The sequence below is a fragment of the Rhodococcus sp. NPDC080181 genome (genome assembly GCF_040702225.1).
Classification (GTDB): Bacteria; Actinomycetota; Actinomycetes; order Mycobacteriales; family Mycobacteriaceae; genus Rhodococcoides; species Rhodococcoides fascians.
Genome location: NZ_JBFBKN010000007.1, coordinates 72074 through 88008 on the forward strand (window position 1 = coordinate 72074; position 15935 = coordinate 88008).

At 64.6% G+C, this 15935-nt stretch carries 18 protein-coding genes; 5 read left to right on the top strand and 13 right to left on the bottom strand.

The window, feature by feature from the left end; all coding sequences use genetic code 11:
• Nucleotide 1 precedes the first annotated feature (1 nt).
• The 5 genes from nuoE to AB0O58_RS10690 form a co-directional block, all read right to left on the bottom strand.
• Nucleotides 2-898 (bottom strand): NADH-quinone oxidoreductase subunit NuoE, encoded by an 897-nt coding sequence (gene nuoE, locus AB0O58_RS10670; protein WP_032366450.1) that lies wholly within the window; start codon nucleotides 896-898, stop codon nucleotides 2-4.
• Complete coding sequence (gene nuoD, locus AB0O58_RS10675) at nucleotides 895-2193, bottom strand: NADH dehydrogenase (quinone) subunit D (protein ID WP_032366449.1); 1299 nt, start codon at nucleotides 2191-2193, stop codon at nucleotides 895-897. The genes nuoE and nuoD overlap by 4 nt, the downstream gene beginning before the upstream one ends.
• Nucleotides 2193-2873 carry an NADH-quinone oxidoreductase subunit C gene (locus AB0O58_RS10680; RefSeq protein WP_032370971.1) on the bottom strand — a complete coding sequence of 227 codons (681 nt, stop codon included), beginning with the start codon at nucleotides 2871-2873 and terminating at the stop codon, nucleotides 2193-2195. The genes nuoD and AB0O58_RS10680 overlap by 1 nt, the downstream gene beginning before the upstream one ends.
• Nucleotides 2874-2893: 20 nt before the next feature.
• Entirely contained in the window at nucleotides 2894-3448 is a 555-nt protein-coding gene (locus AB0O58_RS10685; protein WP_027496776.1) for an NADH-quinone oxidoreductase subunit B family protein, read from the bottom strand.
• A gap of 71 nt (nucleotides 3449-3519) precedes the next feature.
• Complete coding sequence (locus tag AB0O58_RS10690; protein WP_027496775.1) at nucleotides 3520-3879, bottom strand: NADH-quinone oxidoreductase subunit A; 360 nt, start codon at nucleotides 3877-3879, stop codon at nucleotides 3520-3522.
• Nucleotides 3880-4169: 290 nt separating this feature from the next.
• On the opposite strand from AB0O58_RS10690, the gene AB0O58_RS10695 reads away from it, so the two are divergent.
• Entirely contained in the window at nucleotides 4170-4883 is a 714-nt protein-coding gene (locus AB0O58_RS10695) for an aquaporin (protein ID WP_032400591.1), read from the top strand.
• Nucleotide 4884: 1 nt separating this feature from the next.
• On the opposite strand, the gene AB0O58_RS10700 is transcribed toward AB0O58_RS10695, so the two are convergent.
• Complete coding sequence (locus AB0O58_RS10700; protein WP_048318482.1) at nucleotides 4885-5334, bottom strand: chemotaxis protein CheY; 450 nt, start codon at nucleotides 5332-5334, stop codon at nucleotides 4885-4887.
• Nucleotides 5335-5423: 89 nt separating this feature from the next.
• A complete protein-coding gene (locus AB0O58_RS10705; RefSeq protein WP_141215095.1) occupies nucleotides 5424-6059 on the bottom strand; it encodes a hypothetical protein in 636 nt (211 codons plus the stop codon).
• A 100-nt stretch (nucleotides 6060-6159) separates the two neighbouring features.
• Between AB0O58_RS10705 and AB0O58_RS10710 the strand changes: the two genes are divergently transcribed.
• Nucleotides 6160-6435, top strand: coding sequence for a hypothetical protein (locus AB0O58_RS10710; protein ID WP_027496773.1), 276 nt, complete (start codon nucleotides 6160-6162; stop codon nucleotides 6433-6435).
• A gap of 2 nt (nucleotides 6436-6437) precedes the next feature.
• Here AB0O58_RS10710 and AB0O58_RS10715 read toward each other — a convergent pair whose 3' ends face one another.
• The gene (locus AB0O58_RS10715) at nucleotides 6438-7895 is read right to left on the bottom strand and encodes an amino acid permease (protein ID WP_032400590.1); all 1458 of its coding nucleotides are present in this window, start codon (nucleotides 7893-7895) and stop codon (nucleotides 6438-6440) included.
• 125 nt (nucleotides 7896-8020) lie between these two features.
• A complete protein-coding gene (locus tag AB0O58_RS10720) occupies nucleotides 8021-8455 on the bottom strand; it encodes a hypothetical protein (protein WP_027496771.1) in 435 nt (144 codons plus the stop codon).
• Between the two features lie 70 nt (nucleotides 8456-8525).
• On the opposite strand from AB0O58_RS10720, the gene AB0O58_RS10725 reads away from it, so the two are divergent.
• A complete protein-coding gene (locus tag AB0O58_RS10725; RefSeq protein ID WP_366238173.1) occupies nucleotides 8526-9293 on the top strand; it encodes a 2-phosphosulfolactate phosphatase in 768 nt (255 codons plus the stop codon).
• An 86-nt stretch (nucleotides 9294-9379) separates the two neighbouring features.
• The gene (locus AB0O58_RS10730; protein ID WP_027496769.1) at nucleotides 9380-10123 is read left to right on the top strand and encodes a polyprenol monophosphomannose synthase; all 744 of its coding nucleotides are present in this window, start codon (nucleotides 9380-9382) and stop codon (nucleotides 10121-10123) included.
• 19 nt (nucleotides 10124-10142) lie between these two features.
• Here AB0O58_RS10730 and AB0O58_RS10735 read toward each other — a convergent pair whose 3' ends face one another.
• Both AB0O58_RS10735 and AB0O58_RS10740 read right to left on the bottom strand, forming a co-directional pair.
• Nucleotides 10143-10940, bottom strand: a complete 798-nt coding sequence (locus tag AB0O58_RS10735) for an SDR family oxidoreductase (protein WP_366238174.1) — start codon at nucleotides 10938-10940, stop codon at nucleotides 10143-10145.
• Complete coding sequence (locus AB0O58_RS10740) at nucleotides 10937-11611, bottom strand: lysophospholipid acyltransferase family protein (protein WP_366238175.1); 675 nt, start codon at nucleotides 11609-11611, stop codon at nucleotides 10937-10939. Before AB0O58_RS10740 ends, AB0O58_RS10735 begins: the two co-directional genes overlap by 4 nt.
• A 53-nt stretch (nucleotides 11612-11664) precedes the next feature.
• Between AB0O58_RS10740 and AB0O58_RS10745 the strand changes: the two genes are divergently transcribed.
• The gene (locus AB0O58_RS10745) at nucleotides 11665-12237 is read left to right on the top strand and encodes a TetR/AcrR family transcriptional regulator (protein ID WP_366238176.1); all 573 of its coding nucleotides are present in this window, start codon (nucleotides 11665-11667) and stop codon (nucleotides 12235-12237) included.
• Here AB0O58_RS10745 and AB0O58_RS10750 read toward each other — a convergent pair.
• Complete coding sequence (locus AB0O58_RS10750) at nucleotides 12218-13477, bottom strand: pitrilysin family protein (protein WP_366238199.1); 1260 nt, start codon at nucleotides 13475-13477, stop codon at nucleotides 12218-12220. The two genes, AB0O58_RS10745 and AB0O58_RS10750, sit on opposite strands and share 20 nt — an antisense overlap.
• A gap of 94 nt (nucleotides 13478-13571) precedes the next feature.
• Nucleotides 13572-15833, bottom strand: a complete 2262-nt coding sequence (locus AB0O58_RS10755) for a polyribonucleotide nucleotidyltransferase (RefSeq protein ID WP_027496765.1) — start codon at nucleotides 15831-15833, stop codon at nucleotides 13572-13574.
• Nucleotides 15834-15935 lie beyond the last annotated feature (102 nt).

Sequence of the window (15935 nt, forward strand, 5' to 3'; positions counted from 1 at the left end):
GTCACGCTCCGTTCGTCGGTGGATCGGTCTCGGTGGTGTTCGGTTGTGGTGGCACAGTCGCCGAGGGTGCCGGTGCGGGCTTGTCTCGCACCGTCTCCGGTGCGGCCGCGGCGCCGACGTCCGGGTGATCGTCGTTCGGTCGTGCCCCGGCCTCGGGTGCCGACATCGCGTGTTCGCGCGCGTATCGCAGTCCGGCCAGGGTGGCATCGCCTGCACTACCGGTCGCTTCGAGTGCCTCGGGCCGATCGTCGGAAAATCCGGCGAGAATCCGCTCGGTTTCGCGGAACGTGCACAGCGGTGCTCCACGCGTCGGTGTGACCTGGGTGCCGGATCGAAGTGCATCGACCAGATCCCGCGCAGACGACGGGGTGCTGTTGTCGAAGAACTCCCAATTGACCATCATCACCGGGGCGTAATCGCATGCGGCATTGCACTCGATGTGTTCGAGGGTGATCGTGCCGTCGGCGGTGGTACCTCCGTGCTCGACATCCAGGTGATCACGCAGCGCGTCCATGATGGCGTCGCCGCCCATGACAGCACACAGCGTGTTGGTGCACACGCCGACGCGGTACGTCCCGGTGGGTTCGCGTCGATACATCGAGTAGAAGGTCGCGACTGCAGTCACCTCCGCCCCGGTGAGTTCGAGTACCTCCGAGCAGAATTCGATTCCAGCGGGCGTGAGGCAGCCGTCCTCGGCTTGCACGAGATGGAGCAGCGGCAGCAGGGCCGATCTGGCCTGCGGATAGCGCGCGACGACGATATCGGCGTCGGCGTGCAGCCGGGCGAGCACCTCGGCGGGATACGACGTTCGTGCACCCGGCGTGGCCAGTTGCACCGGTTCGTCCGGCCGGGCTCCGAGTTGGATCAGAACCGGTTCCGACTGGGGCTGCGCGGTCATCGATCCACCCCACCCATCACCGGGTCGATACTGGCGACCGCGGCGATGACGTCGGAGATCATTCCGCCCTCGCACATTGCCGCCACCGCTTGCAGGTTGGTGAAGGACGGATCTCTGAAATGCACTCGGTACGGCCTGGTTCCACCGTCGCTGACGATGTGTACCCCGAGCTCCCCGCGCGGCGACTCCACCGAGGACAACACCTGGCCGGCCGGGACCCGCATTCCCTCGGTCACCAGTTTGAAGTGGTGAATCAGCGATTCCATCGAGGTGTCCATGATGGTCCGCACATGCTCCTGAGAGTTGCCCAGGCCATCGGGTCCCGAGACCAGCTCGGCCGGCCACGCGATCTTCTTGTCGTCGATGACGACCGGGCCGGGACGCAGGCGGTCGAGGGCCTGTTCGACTATCTTGAGCGATTCCTTCATTTCTTCGACGCGAATCAGATATCGCCCGTAGCAGTCGCATCCGGTGTCGGTCACCACGTCGAACTCGTAGTTCTCGTACCCGCAGTACGGATCGGACCGTCGCAGGTCGTAGGGCAGTCCGGTCGAACGCAGCACCGGACCGGTGACGCCCAGCGCCATACATCCGGTGAGATCCAGATAACCTACGTTCTCGGTTCTGGCTTTCCAGATCGGGTTGTCGTTGAGCATGAGTTCGAGGTCGCGCAGGCGTCCCGGCAGCACGCGAAGGAGCTCACGTACCCTGCCGACCGCGTCCTCGGGTAGGTCCTGCGACAGTCCGCCCGGCCGGATGTAGGCGTGGTTCATGCGCAGGCCGGTGATGGCCTCGAAGACGTCGAGTATCAGCTCGCGCTCACGGAACCCGAACAGCATCGCGGTGACCGCTCCCAATTCCATTCCGCCCGTGGCCAATGCGACGAGATGCGACGAGATGCGATTCAGCTCCATCAGCATCACCCGGATCACCGTGGCGCGCTCGGGAATGTCGTCGGTTATACCCAGTAGCTTCTCCACGCCGAGGCAGTATGCGGTTTCGTTGAAGAACGGCGACAGGTAGTCCATGCGGGTGACGAACGTGACGCCCTGGGTCCAGTTTCGGTACTCGAGATTCTTCTCGATTCCCGTGTGCAGATACCCGATCCCGCAACGAGCCTCGGTGACGGTCTCGCCCTCGATTTCGAGAATCAACCGCAGCACGCCGTGTGTTGACGGGTGCTGCGGGCCCATGTTGACCACGATCCGCTCGGTACTCGATCCGCGGGCCAACTCGACGACGTCGTCCCAGTCCTGTCCGGAGACCGCGTAGATGGTTTCGTCCGTTGCACTCATCAGTTGTACGACCTGCGCTCGTTGGGAGGCGCGACGCGAGCGCCCTTGTACTCGATGGGAATTCCGCCCAGCGGATAGTCCTTGCGTTGTGGATGACCGACCCAGTCGTCGGGCATCTCAATCCGCGTCAATGCAGGATGACCGTCGAAGACGATGCCGAAGAAGTCGTAGACCTCGCGCTCGTGCCAGTCGTTGGTGGGATACACCCCGCACAGCGACGGACTGTGTGGATCGTCGTCGGGGACGGCAACTTCGAGTCGGAGCCGACGGCCGTGCGTGATGGAGACCAGATGGTACACAACGTGCAACTCCCGGCCGATCAGGTCCGGATAGTGCACACCCGATGCGCCGGTACACAATTCGAATCGCAATTCTTCGTCGTCCCGTAGCGCCTGGGCGACGGCAGGCACGTACTCCCGCACCAGATGCAGCGTCAATTCGCCGCGATGAATCACCACCCGTTCGACGGCGGCGTCGAACGTAGCGACGGGGTTCACAGCAAGAAGGACGGTGGCCAACCGATCGACGAGGGCATCGAAGTAGCCGCCGTAGGGCCGCGTCGCGGTGTCCTCCGCTGCCGCCGGCGGCACCAATCGGCCGTAGCCCGACGTGTCGCCACTACCGCGAACCCCGAACATCCCGCGTGGCCGCTGAGACATTTTTCCTGGCGGCTGAGACATCCCACCCGGCGGCTGCGCCGTCATCGGAGCAAACCCTTCAGATCGATCGTCGGGGTGGACGAGAGTGCAGCCGCCTCGGCGGCCGCTCGCACCTGTTCCCGGTTCACACCCAACGGCATCTGCTGAATCTTTTTGTGCAACTCCAGGATTGCGTTGAGCAGCATCTCGGGCCGAGGCGGGCACCCGGGCAGATAGATGTCGACGGGCACGATGTGGTCCACTCCCTGGACCACCGCGTAGTTGTTGAACATTCCGCCCGAGGATGCACAGACACCCATGGCGAGAACCCATTTCGGTTCTGCCATCTGGTCGTAGACCTGCCTCAACACCGGAGCCATCTTCTGGCTGACGCGGCCGGCCACGATCATCAGATCCGCCTGCCGGGGGGACGCGCGAAACGCTTCCATTCCGAATCGCGCGAGATCGAAACGGCCGGACGTGGTGGCCATCATTTCGATGGCACAACATGCGAGCCCGAAGGTGGCGGGCCACAGCGAGCCCTTACGTGCGTACCCGGCCAACCCCTCGACGGTGGTCAGCAGGAATCCGCTGGGTAGCTTCTCTTCGAGTCCCATCGATCACGCTCTTTCGCTTCCGCAGAATGAGAACAGTGCATCGTGCCGTCGTCGTATCCGAGATCGTGTGGTCAGTCCCAACCGAGCCCGCCTCGCCGCCACTCGTACACGTAGGCCACCGACACGTTCACGACGAACAACGCCATCGCGACGAGCCCGAACGCACCGAGAACGTCGAGGTGGACGGCCCAGGGATACAGGAAGACGATCTCGATGTCGAAGATGATGAACAGCATCGCGGTGAGATAGAACTTCACCGGAAATCGTTGTCCCGTAGGCGCATGCATCGTGGGTTCGATCCCACATTCGTACGCGTCGAACTTCGCTCGGTTGTATCGGGCGGGTCCCACCATCGTGCCGACCATCACCGAGAAGACTGCGAACGCGACTGCGACGGCACCCAGGACGAGAATCGGAACGTAGGCGTTCATTCGGGCATCCGCTCCCTCGATCGACGACCGCGCCGCCGCGAAAGTAAATGCGACGGCCGTACCAATGTGACCTGAACCACACAGTATGGCTTCGGTGCAGATCTCGCGGGATTTCGAGCAGCCCAGTTTCGTAAACCGTTGACACGCATGGGCCACCCACCCTCGGACCCAAACATTGATGTGATCCACATCACTCTTGCCTCACATGCGGTCCACACCGCGAGGGACGACCAATCACCGAACATTTCCGGCCACCCGACCCGGGCTGCCGCCACCACTAAGGAGAGACGATGAAGTCGATTTCCATCTCGGCGCTCGCCGCCGAGGGACTGGGAACTGCCCTGCTCGTGATATTCGGCGTCGGCACCGCCGTCATCGCGGGCGACACCGTCGGAACCCCGGGCATCGCCCTGGCGTTCGGGCTCACACTGCTTGCCCTCGTCTACGCGATCGGCCCGATCTCGGGATGCCACATCAACCCGGCCGTGACAATTGGCGCCCTGATAGCTCGCGCCATCACCCCGGTCAAGGCTGCGTTCTACATCGCTGCCCAGGCCGTCGGTGCAGTGATCGGCGCGCTGATCGTACTGTTCGTCGCGTCAGGCCGTCCCGGATACGACATGTCGTCGGACGGTCTGGGCACCAACGGATTCGGCAGCTCCTCGCCCGGAGCGTATGGCGTGGCGTCGGTCGCGGTGTTCGAGACGATCGCGACCGGCCTGCTCGTCCTCGTCGTACTCGCCACCACGGCCCCCACCGTTCACCCCGTCGTGGCGGCCGGTATCCCGATCGGCCTGACCCTGACCGTGGTTCACCTGCTGGGCATCGGAATCGACTCGACCTCGGTCAACCCTGCTCGGTCCCTCGGCCCCGCCCTCGTCGCCGGCGGCCCTGCCCTGTCACAACTGTGGGTGTTCGTGGTGTTCCCCATGCTCGGAGCTGTTGTCGCCGGCTCGATACACCGGTTCGTGCTGACGGTGCCCGCATCGGAGAAAACGGTCTGATCTACCGCGATCGAGAGACCCTGGCACCGACGCGACTCGAGTGCTGCCTCAGCAGATCGACCACCGCGCGCCCGAGTCGGATCGGATCCACTGGATGGGGAACTGCGGCCTCGGCGCGCGACCAGTCGGCCAACCACCGGTCGTCGGGGCGTCCGATGAGCACCAGCACCGGCGGGCAGTCGTCGATCTCGTCCTTGAGTTGCTTGGCCAAACCCAGTCCGCCGACGGGCGAGGACTCACCGTCGAGGATCGCCACATCGATTCCACCCGCGTCCAGGTGCTCGATGACCACGGCCGCGGTGGCAACCTCGACGAAGTCGACGACGCCGAGCGCCGGATCGGGCCGGGTGCCCACCGCAGACATCACCTGAGCGCGCGTGGCCGCGTTACTGCTGTACACGAGCACATGCACCTGACCTGCCGAACTTGCTCTCGCTGTGGCGTCGGACACACCGCGATGGTAGCGCGGCCCCCGGTGGACCGGGCCCGAACGCACGTCGCAGAGGTACTTTCGCGTCGTCGACGTCGGTTGGCGGCAGCTCAGGAGATGGTGACGATCACGGCGGCCGGTTCCTCGGTGCTGTGCACCGCGAAGTCAGGACGGTCTGACGCCACGGCGACGAACGACTGTGAGATTCCATCGGCATCGGCCAGGAAGTCGACTGCCACCACGGCGGAGTCCGGCTCGTTTCGAATCCGATCCGGCCCGGCGTACGGAACGACGGTGACATCCGGCTCGGTCGAGGTACCGGCGATGTCGACCTGGAGTACGGCTCGCCCGGGAAGCGCGACCGGCTCACTGGTTCCGTATCGGACGGCCTCGTCGACGTAGCGCACTGTGTAGGACACCGGCCCGTTGCCGCGCAGTCGATACTCGACGGAGGAGGCTCCCAACACCACGTCCGTCACCGCCACGGGTGAGCCGGAGGGTTGACGAATTCCCTCCAGCGACAGTCCCGGCACGACCGGGGGCAGCGTTTCGGTCGGGGCGGTCGGCGCGGTGAACGGGTCACCGACCACGAGCGAGCCGGTGGCGGTCTCGAAGTTCGGTGACGACGACGCATCGGGCGTCGGGCGAGGTGCCTCACCGGCGGAGCAACCGACGAGCAGCACAGCAGCGAGCAGTGGTGCTACGACCGACCCGGCCGCCACAGGCCTGCGATACCCCTCGCTCATCGACTCACCGTACAGATGAAACCGATCGGTTCGATAGTGTCTATCGGCCGCAGTTCGGTCACGGTCCCACCTGCCTCAAATCCTGCTAGCGTCGTCGAGCATGGAGCCCACGAGCTACTCGTCCGGTGAACGCGTGTTCGGACCTCCCAACGGGACGTTCGACGCGGACTGGGCGGCCACTGCGCTGCGGTCCAACCGACCGGAATTGGACCACCCGACCTCGGTGCGACTGGTCGAGCGGGCCTGGGAGTTGCTTCGATCGTCGAATCTTCGTGGCGAGCCACTCGCGACGGCTCTGGATCTCGAGCCCGGCCTCGCCTCGGCGGTCGCGGCCGTGGCAACGGAGACGGCGGAGCTCTACCTCGACCGACGGTAGGTCTATCGGTCGACCACCTCGGTCGCCAACCTCGCATTGCGGCGCCCGTAGGCGAAGTAGATCAACAGACCGAGGGCCAACCAGACCAGGAACCGAATCCACGTCTCCACCACCAGGTTGGCCATCAGGTAGACGCACGAGAGCCCGGACAGAATCGGCACGACGGGAGAGAGCGGAACCCGAAAGGGCCGCTCGAGATCCGGCTTGGTCCGACGCAGGATCGGCACTGCCGCCGAGACCAGCAGAAACGCGAACAGGGCTCCGATGCTGACCATCTCGGCCAATTCCTTCAGCGGTACCAGGGCCCCCAGCAGCGCCACAAACACCACTACGCCGACGGTCAACCGGGTCGGAGTCCCGAAACGGGGAGACACCTTCGCAACCGACTTGGGTAGCAAACCGTCCCGGCCCATCGCGAAGCCGATTCGGCTGATGGTCACCAACTCGACCAGAATGACCGACGTCAGACCCGCGACGGCGGCTATCGAGACCAGAACACCCGCCCAGCCTGCACCCACAGAATCGAACGCCTTGGCAATGGGTGCGCTGTCGTCGAGCTCGGTGTATTTCACCATGCCGGTGACGACGAACGCGACCATCATGTACAGCAAGGTGCATGCCACGAGCGTGCCGATCAGTGCACGAGGCAGATCATGGGCGGGCCGCTCGGCTTCTTCACTGAGATTGGCAACGGCCTCGAATCCTGTGTAGGCGAAGAACACGACCGCTGCAGCGGTGACGACGCCGGCAAATCCGAACGCCGAGGGTGCGATTCCGGCCACGGCCTGCATCAGGGGCTGATCGAGCGTCGAGCCACCGGCCTCGGCGGGCACGGACTCGGGTACGAACGGAACCAGGTTCGACTTCTGGACGAAGAACAGCCCGGCGATCACGATGAACACCGAGATGGCGACCTTGATCAGGACCAGCACGTTGGTCACTCGCGCCGACTCCTTGACTCCCACAGCGGCAATGACGCCCAGCACCGCGACGATGGCAACAGCCCCCACGTTCACCGGCGCTTCCTCGGTGAACAAATTGGGTGGCAGAGAAAAGAGATCCGCGAGGTAGCCGGACCAGCTTCGAGCGACAACGGCAGCACCCAAAGCGAATTCGAGGATCAAATCCCATCCGATGATCCACGCGAACAGCTCCCCCAGGGTGGCGTACGCGTACGTGTACGCACTGCCCGCCGTCGGCACGGCCGATGCAAGTTCCGCATAACACAGTGCGGCAAGCAAACTCACGACACCGGCGATGACGAAGGAGATCACGACCGCCGGGCCGGCATTTTCTTTGGCCTGTACACCGGTGAGCGTGAATATGCCGGTTCCGATGACTATGCCGACCCCGAAACCGACCAAGTCGCGTAACCCGAGCTGCTTGCGCAGACTGCCGGACCCCTCGTCGTCGACGTCGCTCTCGATCTCGTCGACGGACTTCGTGCGAAACATTCCCATTTCCCGACGCTAAGCCATCCGCTGTTCCCGCGCCGGAGGAAAGGTGGTGTTTGTTTTCGCGATTGTCGGTTATCCGGACAAATCAGAAATCCTTGCGTCACAACCGTCCTCGGGACCGAGCGACACTAGGACCGTCCCAAGAATTGTTCGGCAAAAAATCCGGCCAGCAGTACCGCGGTCCCGCCGATCTCGCCGACGATCAGAGCGAGCATGAACAGGTGCGTCCCCGGAACGGGATGGACGAACTGATTCTCGGTGTCTCGCCGGATCCCGTGCACGGTGTAGCCGGCGATCGCGGCGACGAAGAACACCAGCACCACCACCGCTGCGGTCAGGTCGACCACCGTCGGCCAGGCGCTGTAGTGCGCGAGAGCCGCAAGAACGAGCGCAGCGAAGGAGTACATCAATGCTGCCCGATGCGCGATGTCGACGTATCGGTGCGCGGTTCCGTCGCTCGACCTTTTCATCTGGTGGTACTTGAGTACTCCGAGCGCCAACGCCCACATCAGCAACACACCCGACGCGAACACGATCACTTTCGTGTCGATCTCCAACTGCATCCGCGCCTCCCCTGGTTCCGCTGTCCGGGCCGAACGTAGCACCGGACGCAATAGCGGTTACGGTTCCGCAATGCCGGCCGACTCCGCCCACACTCAGAACGACTGCGCATTGCGCTTCGAGTGGGGCCTGTCCGCGATCGACGCCGTGGTCGCCGGTGCCGACATCGCCGTCGTCGTGGACGTCCTGTCGTTCACGACCACTCTGACGGTGGCGATGGACGCCGGAATCGAGGTCGTACCCAGCCGATGGCGCGACGACCGTGCCACCCACCTGGCCGAGCAACACGACGCCGTTCTCGCAGTCGGCCGTTCGGTTGCCACGCCGGGCGACGTCAGCTTGTGTCCTGCCACCGTGCGCGCCGCCGCACCGCCACCGAGACGACTCGTGTTGCCGTCGCCGAACGGTTCCACGATCGCCCACGCACTCGCCGCCCGGGTCGACGCGTGCGTGGGCGCATCGCTCCGCAACGCCGCCGCGATCGCGCAGTGGGTCGTCGACGACCATCCCCACAGCGTGATTGCCGTCATAGCCGCCGGTGAGAGATGGCCGGATTCGTCGTTGCGGCCCGCAGTTGAGGACTTGTGGGGTGCCGGAGCCGTGCTGGCACCGCTCGTGGAGTCCGGCCTGTTCGATCCATCCCCCGAGGCGGTGGTCGCTGCGACCGCGTGGCACGCGGCCGCGTCGGATATAGCTACCGAGCTGCGGCGATGCGGCTCGGGGCGGGAGCTCATAGCGATGGGCCACCCCGAGGACGTCGACATCGCCGCCGAGGTCGGCTCGAGTTCCTGCGTGCCGATACTGCGCGGCGATACCTTCGTCGAGCACCGAGGCCGATAGCCCCATCGGGCCTCTGAAACCCGCACCGACGCGGCCGATCGTGTCCGAAATTTTGATCGGAACACGGAATCACGGATCATACGGTGGTGAGTACGGAACGAGTCGCCCCGAAGACCACCGTCGTTGTACCGACGTACAACGAACGCGAGAACCTCCCCAAGCTGGTCGAACTGCTGGCCGGGCTGAAGGTCGAGGGGCTCGGTGTTCTCGTGGTCGACGACAATTCCCCCGACGGAACCGGTGACATCGCCGACAAACTCGCCATCGACGGTCCCCTCGAGGTCTCCGTTCTGCACCGCACCGAGAAGAACGGTCTGGGCCGCGCATACGTGGCCGGCATGACACGGGCCCTCGACGAGGGAGCCGACATCGTGATCCAGATGGACGCCGATCTGTCGCACCCCACCGAGGTGATTCCGGCGATGATCGACAAGCTGCAGAGCACCGACGCCGCGGTCGTGCTGGGTTCGCGCTACGTCCCCGGCGGTTCGGTCGCGGCGGACTGGCCGTGGCACCGCAAGGCGCTGTCGGCGTGGGCCAACTTCTACGTGAACACGATTCTTCGTCTCGGAGTCAAGGACGCCACCGCCGGCTTCAAGGCATGGCATGCCCGCACGCTCCGCACGATCGACGTTGCGTCGGTGGAGAGCAACGGGTACGCGTTCCAGGTCGAGATGAACTACCGCACCGTCAAACACGGGCTCACTCTCGCCGAGGTACCGATCACGTTCGAGGAGCGTAGCGAGGGCGAATCCAAGATGAGCCTGTCGGTCCAGCTCGAATCTGCCTTGGTGCCCTGGAAGTTGTTGCGGAACAAGAAGAAGCTCTGACCGAGGCGCCGCGCCGTGATCACGGCGTGAAGCGTCGGAAGCCACCTTCGGCGCCGATGACCTGACCGGTGATCGAGCCCGAATCGGGCGAGAGCAACATCGCCACGACCGCTGCGGCCTCGTCCGGTGAGTTCCACCGCCCTCGCGGCATGTGGCGCGAGACGAACTCGTTCAGATCCGCACTTGCCCAACCGGTATCGGTCGGACCCGGATTGATCGTGTTGACGGTGATGCCACGTTCGATCAGGGAATCGGCCACGGTCGGTGTGATCGCGGCGATGGCACCCTTGGTCACCGCATAGGGAATCTCGGTTGGCATCGGCCCCTCTCCCTGCCCGGACGTGAACAGCACGACGCGTCCGCCGTCAGGATGATCGACGTACCGTTGCGCGAATTCCTGCACCAGAAGCAACGACGCGCGCACGTTCACCGCCCACGTCAGGTCGAGGTTCTCTGCCGTCAGAGAACCCAGTTCGCCCAGCTGTGATCGCGCATGGTTGATCACCAACGAGTCGACGGCACCGAACCTGGATTCGACAGCATCGAACAGGGCGGCAGGCGCTTGGACATCGGAGAGATCGATGTCCCGATGACCGAGTCTGCTTGGCGCAGTGGACAACTCGGCGAGAACCTGTACCGCTCCCGGCGTTCCCACCCCCCACGGTTCACTGGCGTCGTAGGCATCGCATGATTGCGCGAAGACGCGGGCGCGCTCGTCCTGCAGCAACCTGCGGGTGATGGCGATGCCGATTCCTTCCCTCCGACCGACGCCGGTGACGAGGACTGTTCTTCCGCGTGCCTGCGCGTCCGAGGTCATGCCGCGTCCTTCACTGTCGCGGCGTACACGTCGACGTAGTCCTGCCCCGACAGGTTCGCCAGCGCTGCCATCACCTCATCGGTGGTCGCCCGCAGAATGGCTTTACTGTTTTCTCCCCCAGCGTATCTCGTGAAATCCAATGGTTCGCCGACGACCATGCGCACCTTGCCCGGCCGCCACATCCTCGAGCCCACCGGGTTGACTCCGAGCGTCCCGTGCATCACCACCGGCACGACGGGCGCTCCCGTCTCGAGCGCTACTCTTGCCAGCCCGGTCTTGCCCTTGTACAACCGGCCGTCGGGAGATCGCGTCCCTTCCGGGTACACCGCCCACACTTTCCGTTGTCGCAGAATACTTTTCGCGGCGTCGAGCGCCGGAGCCGAAGCATCTGCCCCGCGTCGGTCGACGGGAACCTGACCTGTCGCGCTGTAGAACCAACGAAGCGCCGCGCCCTTGATTCCCCGGCCGGTGAAGTACTCACTCTTGGCGATGAACGTGACTCGGCGACGAACCAGGAGGACGAGAAAGAACGAGTCGACGACGGTGAGGTGATTTCCGGCAATGATGACCGGACCGGAGGTCGGAAGATTGTCCAGGCCGACCACCGACGGACGGCCGAGAACTCGGAGGATCGGGCCGATCAGCACATATTTGAAAAGCAGATACCACATTGATCGATCCTCTCGGCTGGACATCGTCACGGCTGAGAGTAGACAATGTCTACGTGGCTGACAACCTTCGGACTCGACTGGTGGACGCAGGCGTCCGCCTGCTCGAAAACGAGGGACAGGGCGGGCTCACCATCAGAGCGGTCACGCGTGAAGCCGGCGTATCGCACGGCGCACCGAGACGGTATTTTCCGACACTGAGCGCTTTGGCCGCAGCCGTGGCCCGAGTCGGCCTGGTCGATCTCTCGACCGCACTGAATTCTGCTGCACAGCAGTCGGATTCGCCCCGAGATGCACTGGATGCGATGGCGCACGCGTACGTGCAGTTCGCGGCGCGGCGCCCCGCGATGTTCGCGCTCATCTTTCGACACGACCTGCTCGAGGGCTCCGGCGAGAATCTGCGCGCACAGTCGCGACCCCTGTTCGAGGCTCTCACCTCGACACTCGATGCCGTCGTGCCGGAGAATCCACAGTTCACAGCGCTGAGACTGTGGACCTCCGTGCACGGAATTGCGGCGCTCCACGCCACCCGAGCGTTCGAGCCGATCACCGACACCTCGGCGGTGCCGGACCTGATCCGATGCGCAGTGCGCGACGTGATCGCCGACGCTACCGGACCAGGGACTTGACCGACGCGGGCAATTGCCGGACCGACTTGTACGGGCCGACCACCGCGGCACCGAAGGGCCGATCGAGCAACACCGCCGCGACCTCACGCACCTCGTCGTTGCCGACACTGTCGATACGCGCCAGGGTGTCGGTGATGTCTCGGTGATTGCCGTAGTTCAGTTCGCTGCGACCGATACGGTTCATCCGAGAACCCGAATCCTCCAGTCCCAGCACCAATCCGCCGCGCAACGAACCCTTGGCGCGAGCGCACTCGGCATCGGTGATGCCCTCGGCCGCAACCTTGGCGAGCACCTCGCGAATCACCGTGGTGACCTCGCCCAGGTTCTCCGGCTGACATCCCGCGTACACCGAGAACGCGCCGCTGTCGGCAAACGTATCCACCGAGGAGTACACCGAGTAAGCCAGTCCGCGCTCTTCCCTGATCTCCTGAAACAGGCGAGAACTGAGCCCACCGCCGACAGCAGAATTCAGTACCGACAACGCCCAGCGGTGTCCTTCGTGACGTCCGAACGCCCGCACGCCCAGGCACAGATGCGCCTGTTCGCTGTCCCGGGTGGTCAGGCTCAGCGTCGGATTCTGGCGCAATCGCGCTGTACCGCTACGCCTTTCGGCCGGCCGTAGGCCCTTTTCCAGATGACCCGCGAAGGCGCGACGTACCAAGGACACGATCTGCTTGTGATCGACGTTGCCTGCGACGGCGACGACCATCCGTTGCGGCGTATAGCGGCGAACATGGAACGAGTGCAGTTGAGAACGGGTCATCGATTCGATGGATTCGACAGATCCGATGATCGGACGCCCGATCGGGTGATCACCGAACATCGCTTCCAGGAAAGCATCTCCCAGGAGATCCTCGGGATCGTCGTCGCGCATGGAGATCTCTTCGAGGACCACCTGACGCTCGACGTCCACGTCTGCCGATCTACACCGACCACGAAGCACCACATCGCTGACGAGATCGATCGCGAGCGCGACGTCCTCGTCGAGCACGTGCGCGTAGAAGCAGGTGCTCTCCTTCGAGGTGAACGCGTTCAGCTCTCCCCCGACTCCGTCCATCACCTGGGCGATCTCGAGCGCACTGCGCGTCGGAGTCGACTTGAACAGCAGATGTTCGAGGAAGTGCGCCGCACCGGCAACGCTGGGTTGCTCGTCGCGCGAGCCGACGCCGACCCACACACCGACCGATGCCGAGCGAACGCCGGGAACGAACTCGGTGACGACCCGAAGCCCGCCGGGCAGAGTCGTGCGTCGAACGCCCGTGTCGGTGCCGCTGGTCTCTGGAACGGCCGAACGGTACGTCCCGAGGGGACGTACCGTTCGACTCGCTTGCTTCTTACTCAGCGCTGACCTCGGCGGGTGCCTCGGGAGCGTCGGCGGGAGCAGCTGCGTTGTCGTCTTCGACGGGAACGAGGCTGATCTTGCCGCGGTTGTCGATATCGGCGATCTCGACGCGCAACTTCGACCCGACGCTCACGACGTCCTCGACCTTGTTGATGCGCTTGCCGTTACCGAGCTTCGAGATGTGCACCAGTCCGTCGCGGCCCGGGAGCAGCGAAACGAATGCACCGAAAGCCGTTGTCTTGACGACGGTTCCGAGGAATCGCTCGCCGACCTTCGGCAGCTGCGGGTTGGCGATGGCGTTGATCATATCGATCGCGGCCTGTGCGGACGGGCCGTCCGCTGCACCGACGTAGACAGTGCCGTCATCTTCGATCGAGATGTTGGCACCGGTCTGCTCGGTGATGGAGTTGATCATCTTGCCCTTGGGCCCGATGACCTCGCCGATCTTGTCGACCGGCACCTTGATCGCGGTGACGCGAGGTGCGTACGGGCTCATCTCGTCCGGGGTGTCGATGGCCTCGGCCATGACCTCGAGGATCGTCGTGCGAGCGTCCTTCGCCTGCGACAGCGCGCCCGCGAGCACCTTCGAGGGGATTCCGTCGAGTTTGGTGTCGAGCTGCAGGGCGGTGACGAAGTCCTTGGTTCCGGCGACCTTGAAGTCCATGTCGCCGAACGCGTCCTCGGCACCGAGGATGTCGGTGAGGGCGACGTAGCGAGTCTCGCCGTCGACCTCGTCGGACACGAGGCCCATCGCGATACCGGCAACCGGGGCACGCAGCGGCACACCGGCATTGAGCAGCGACAGAGTCGATGCGCAGACCGAGCCCATCGAGGTCGAGCCGTTGGAGCTCAATGCCTCGGAGACCTGGCGGATGGCGTACGGGAACTCGGCCTGGCTGGGCAGCACCGGCAGCAGAGCGCGCTCGGCGAGCGCTCCGTGGCCGATTTCGCGACGCTTCGGCGAACCGACGCGGCCCGTCTCACCGGTGGAGTACGGCGGGAAGTTGTAATGGTGCATGTAGCGCTTGGACGTCTCGGGCCCGAGCGAGTCGACCTGCTGCGCCATCTTGACCATGTCGAGGGTGGTGACGCCCAGGATCTGGGTCTCGCCGCGCTCGAACAGAGCCGATCCGTGGGTACGCGGGATGATCGCGACCTCGGCGGACAACGACCGGATGTCGGTGATGCCGCGGCCGTCGATGCGGAAGTGATCGGTGAGGATGCGCTGGCGAACCGACTTCTTGGTCAGTGCGCGGAACGCGGCACCGATCTCCTTCTCGCGGCCGGCGAAGCTGTCTCCGACCGAGGTGAGGACCTGAGCCTTGACCTCGTCGAGCTTGTTCTCGCGCTCGGCCTTGCCGGCAATGGTCAGTGCCTCGTTGAGCGGGATCTTCGCCGCGTTCTCGACGGCTTCGAAGACGTCGCTCTGGTACGCCGGGAAGACCGGGTAGTCGCCGGTCGGCTTGGCGGCCTTGGACGCGAGCTCCTGCTGCGCGGTGCACAGGGCTGCGATGAAGGGCTTCGAGGCCTCGAGGCCCTCGGCGACAACCGCCTCATTGGGTGCGGTAGCGCCGCCCTCGATGAGCTCGATGACGTTCTCGGTGGCCTCGGCCTCGACCATCATGATCGCAACGTCGGCGTCGGCACCGGAGCCGGAGACGATGCGGCCGGCGACGACCATGTTGAACACGGCCTTCTCGAGCTGCTCGTTGGTCGGGAACGCAACCCACTGCTTGTCGATCAGCGCGACGCGAACGCCGCCGATCGGACCGGAGAACGGCAGACCGGCGATCTGGGTCGATGCCGACGCGGCGTTGATCGCGACGACGTCGTACAGATCGGCGGGGTTGAGGCTCATGACCGTGATGACGACCTGGATCTCGTTGCGCAGTCCGTCGACGAACGTCGGACGCAGCGGCCGGTCGATCAGGCGGCAGGTGAGGATCGCGTCGGTGGACGGACGGCCCTCGCGGCGGAAGAACGATCCGGGGATACGGCCCGCGGCGTACATGCGCTCTTCGACGTCGACCGTCAGCGGGAAGAAATCGAATCCCTCACGGGGGTGCTTGCCCGCCGTCGTTGCCGACAGCAGCATGGTGTCCTCGTCGAGGTACGCGGCGACTGCGCCTGCGGCCTGCTGTGCGAGGCGACCCGTCTCGAAGCGGATGCTCCGCTTACCGAAAGAGCCGTTGTCGATGATCGCTGTTGCTTCGTAGACGCCTTCTTCGGCGTCCAATGTTGTGGTGTCCGACATGTGTTCTGTTCTCGTCCTCTCGTCTTTGCCGTGCCCGCGTGGACACACCACCAGCCCTCCTGGCTGTGGCGGCATACCTGTGCCGTCCATCTCCGAGAGTTC

Bases quoted from the DNA above. Each gene is read 5' to 3' on its own strand.
- AB0O58_RS10720 (WP_027496771.1), bottom strand. From the start codon at position 8,455: ATGCAGTTGGAGATCGACACGAAAGTGATCGTGTTCGCGTCGGGTGTG.
- nuoE (WP_032366450.1), bottom strand. From the start codon at position 898: ATGACCGCGCAGCCCCAGTCGGAACCGGTTCTGATCCAACTCGGAGCC.
- AB0O58_RS10705 (WP_141215095.1), bottom strand. From the start codon at position 6,059: ATGAGCGAGGGGTATCGCAGGCCTGTGGCGGCCGGGTCGGTCGTAGCA.
- AB0O58_RS10690 (WP_027496775.1), bottom strand. From the start codon at position 3,879: ATGAACGCCTACGTTCCGATTCTCGTCCTGGGTGCCGTCGCAGTCGCG.
- AB0O58_RS10685 (WP_027496776.1), bottom strand. From the start codon at position 3,448: ATGGGACTCGAAGAGAAGCTACCCAGCGGATTCCTGCTGACCACCGTC.
- AB0O58_RS10755 (WP_027496765.1), bottom strand. From the start codon at position 15,833: ATGTCGGACACCACAACATTGGACGCCGAAGAAGGCGTCTACGAAGCA.
- AB0O58_RS10680 (WP_032370971.1), bottom strand. From the start codon at position 2,873: ATGTCTCAGCCGCCAGGAAAAATGTCTCAGCGGCCACGCGGGATGTTC.
- AB0O58_RS10710 (WP_027496773.1), top strand. From the start codon at position 6,160: ATGGAGCCCACGAGCTACTCGTCCGGTGAACGCGTGTTCGGACCTCCC.
- AB0O58_RS10740 (WP_366238175.1), bottom strand. From the start codon at position 11,611: ATGTGGTATCTGCTTTTCAAATATGTGCTGATCGGCCCGATCCTCCGA.
- AB0O58_RS10695 (WP_032400591.1), top strand. From the start codon at position 4,170: ATGAAGTCGATTTCCATCTCGGCGCTCGCCGCCGAGGGACTGGGAACT.
- AB0O58_RS10715 (WP_032400590.1), bottom strand. From the start codon at position 7,895: ATGGGAATGTTTCGCACGAAGTCCGTCGACGAGATCGAGAGCGACGTC.
- nuoD (WP_032366449.1), bottom strand. From the start codon at position 2,193: ATGAGTGCAACGGACGAAACCATCTACGCGGTCTCCGGACAGGACTGG.
- AB0O58_RS10725 (WP_366238173.1), top strand. From the start codon at position 8,526: ATGCCGGCCGACTCCGCCCACACTCAGAACGACTGCGCATTGCGCTTC.
- AB0O58_RS10735 (WP_366238174.1), bottom strand. From the start codon at position 10,940: ATGACCTCGGACGCGCAGGCACGCGGAAGAACAGTCCTCGTCACCGGC.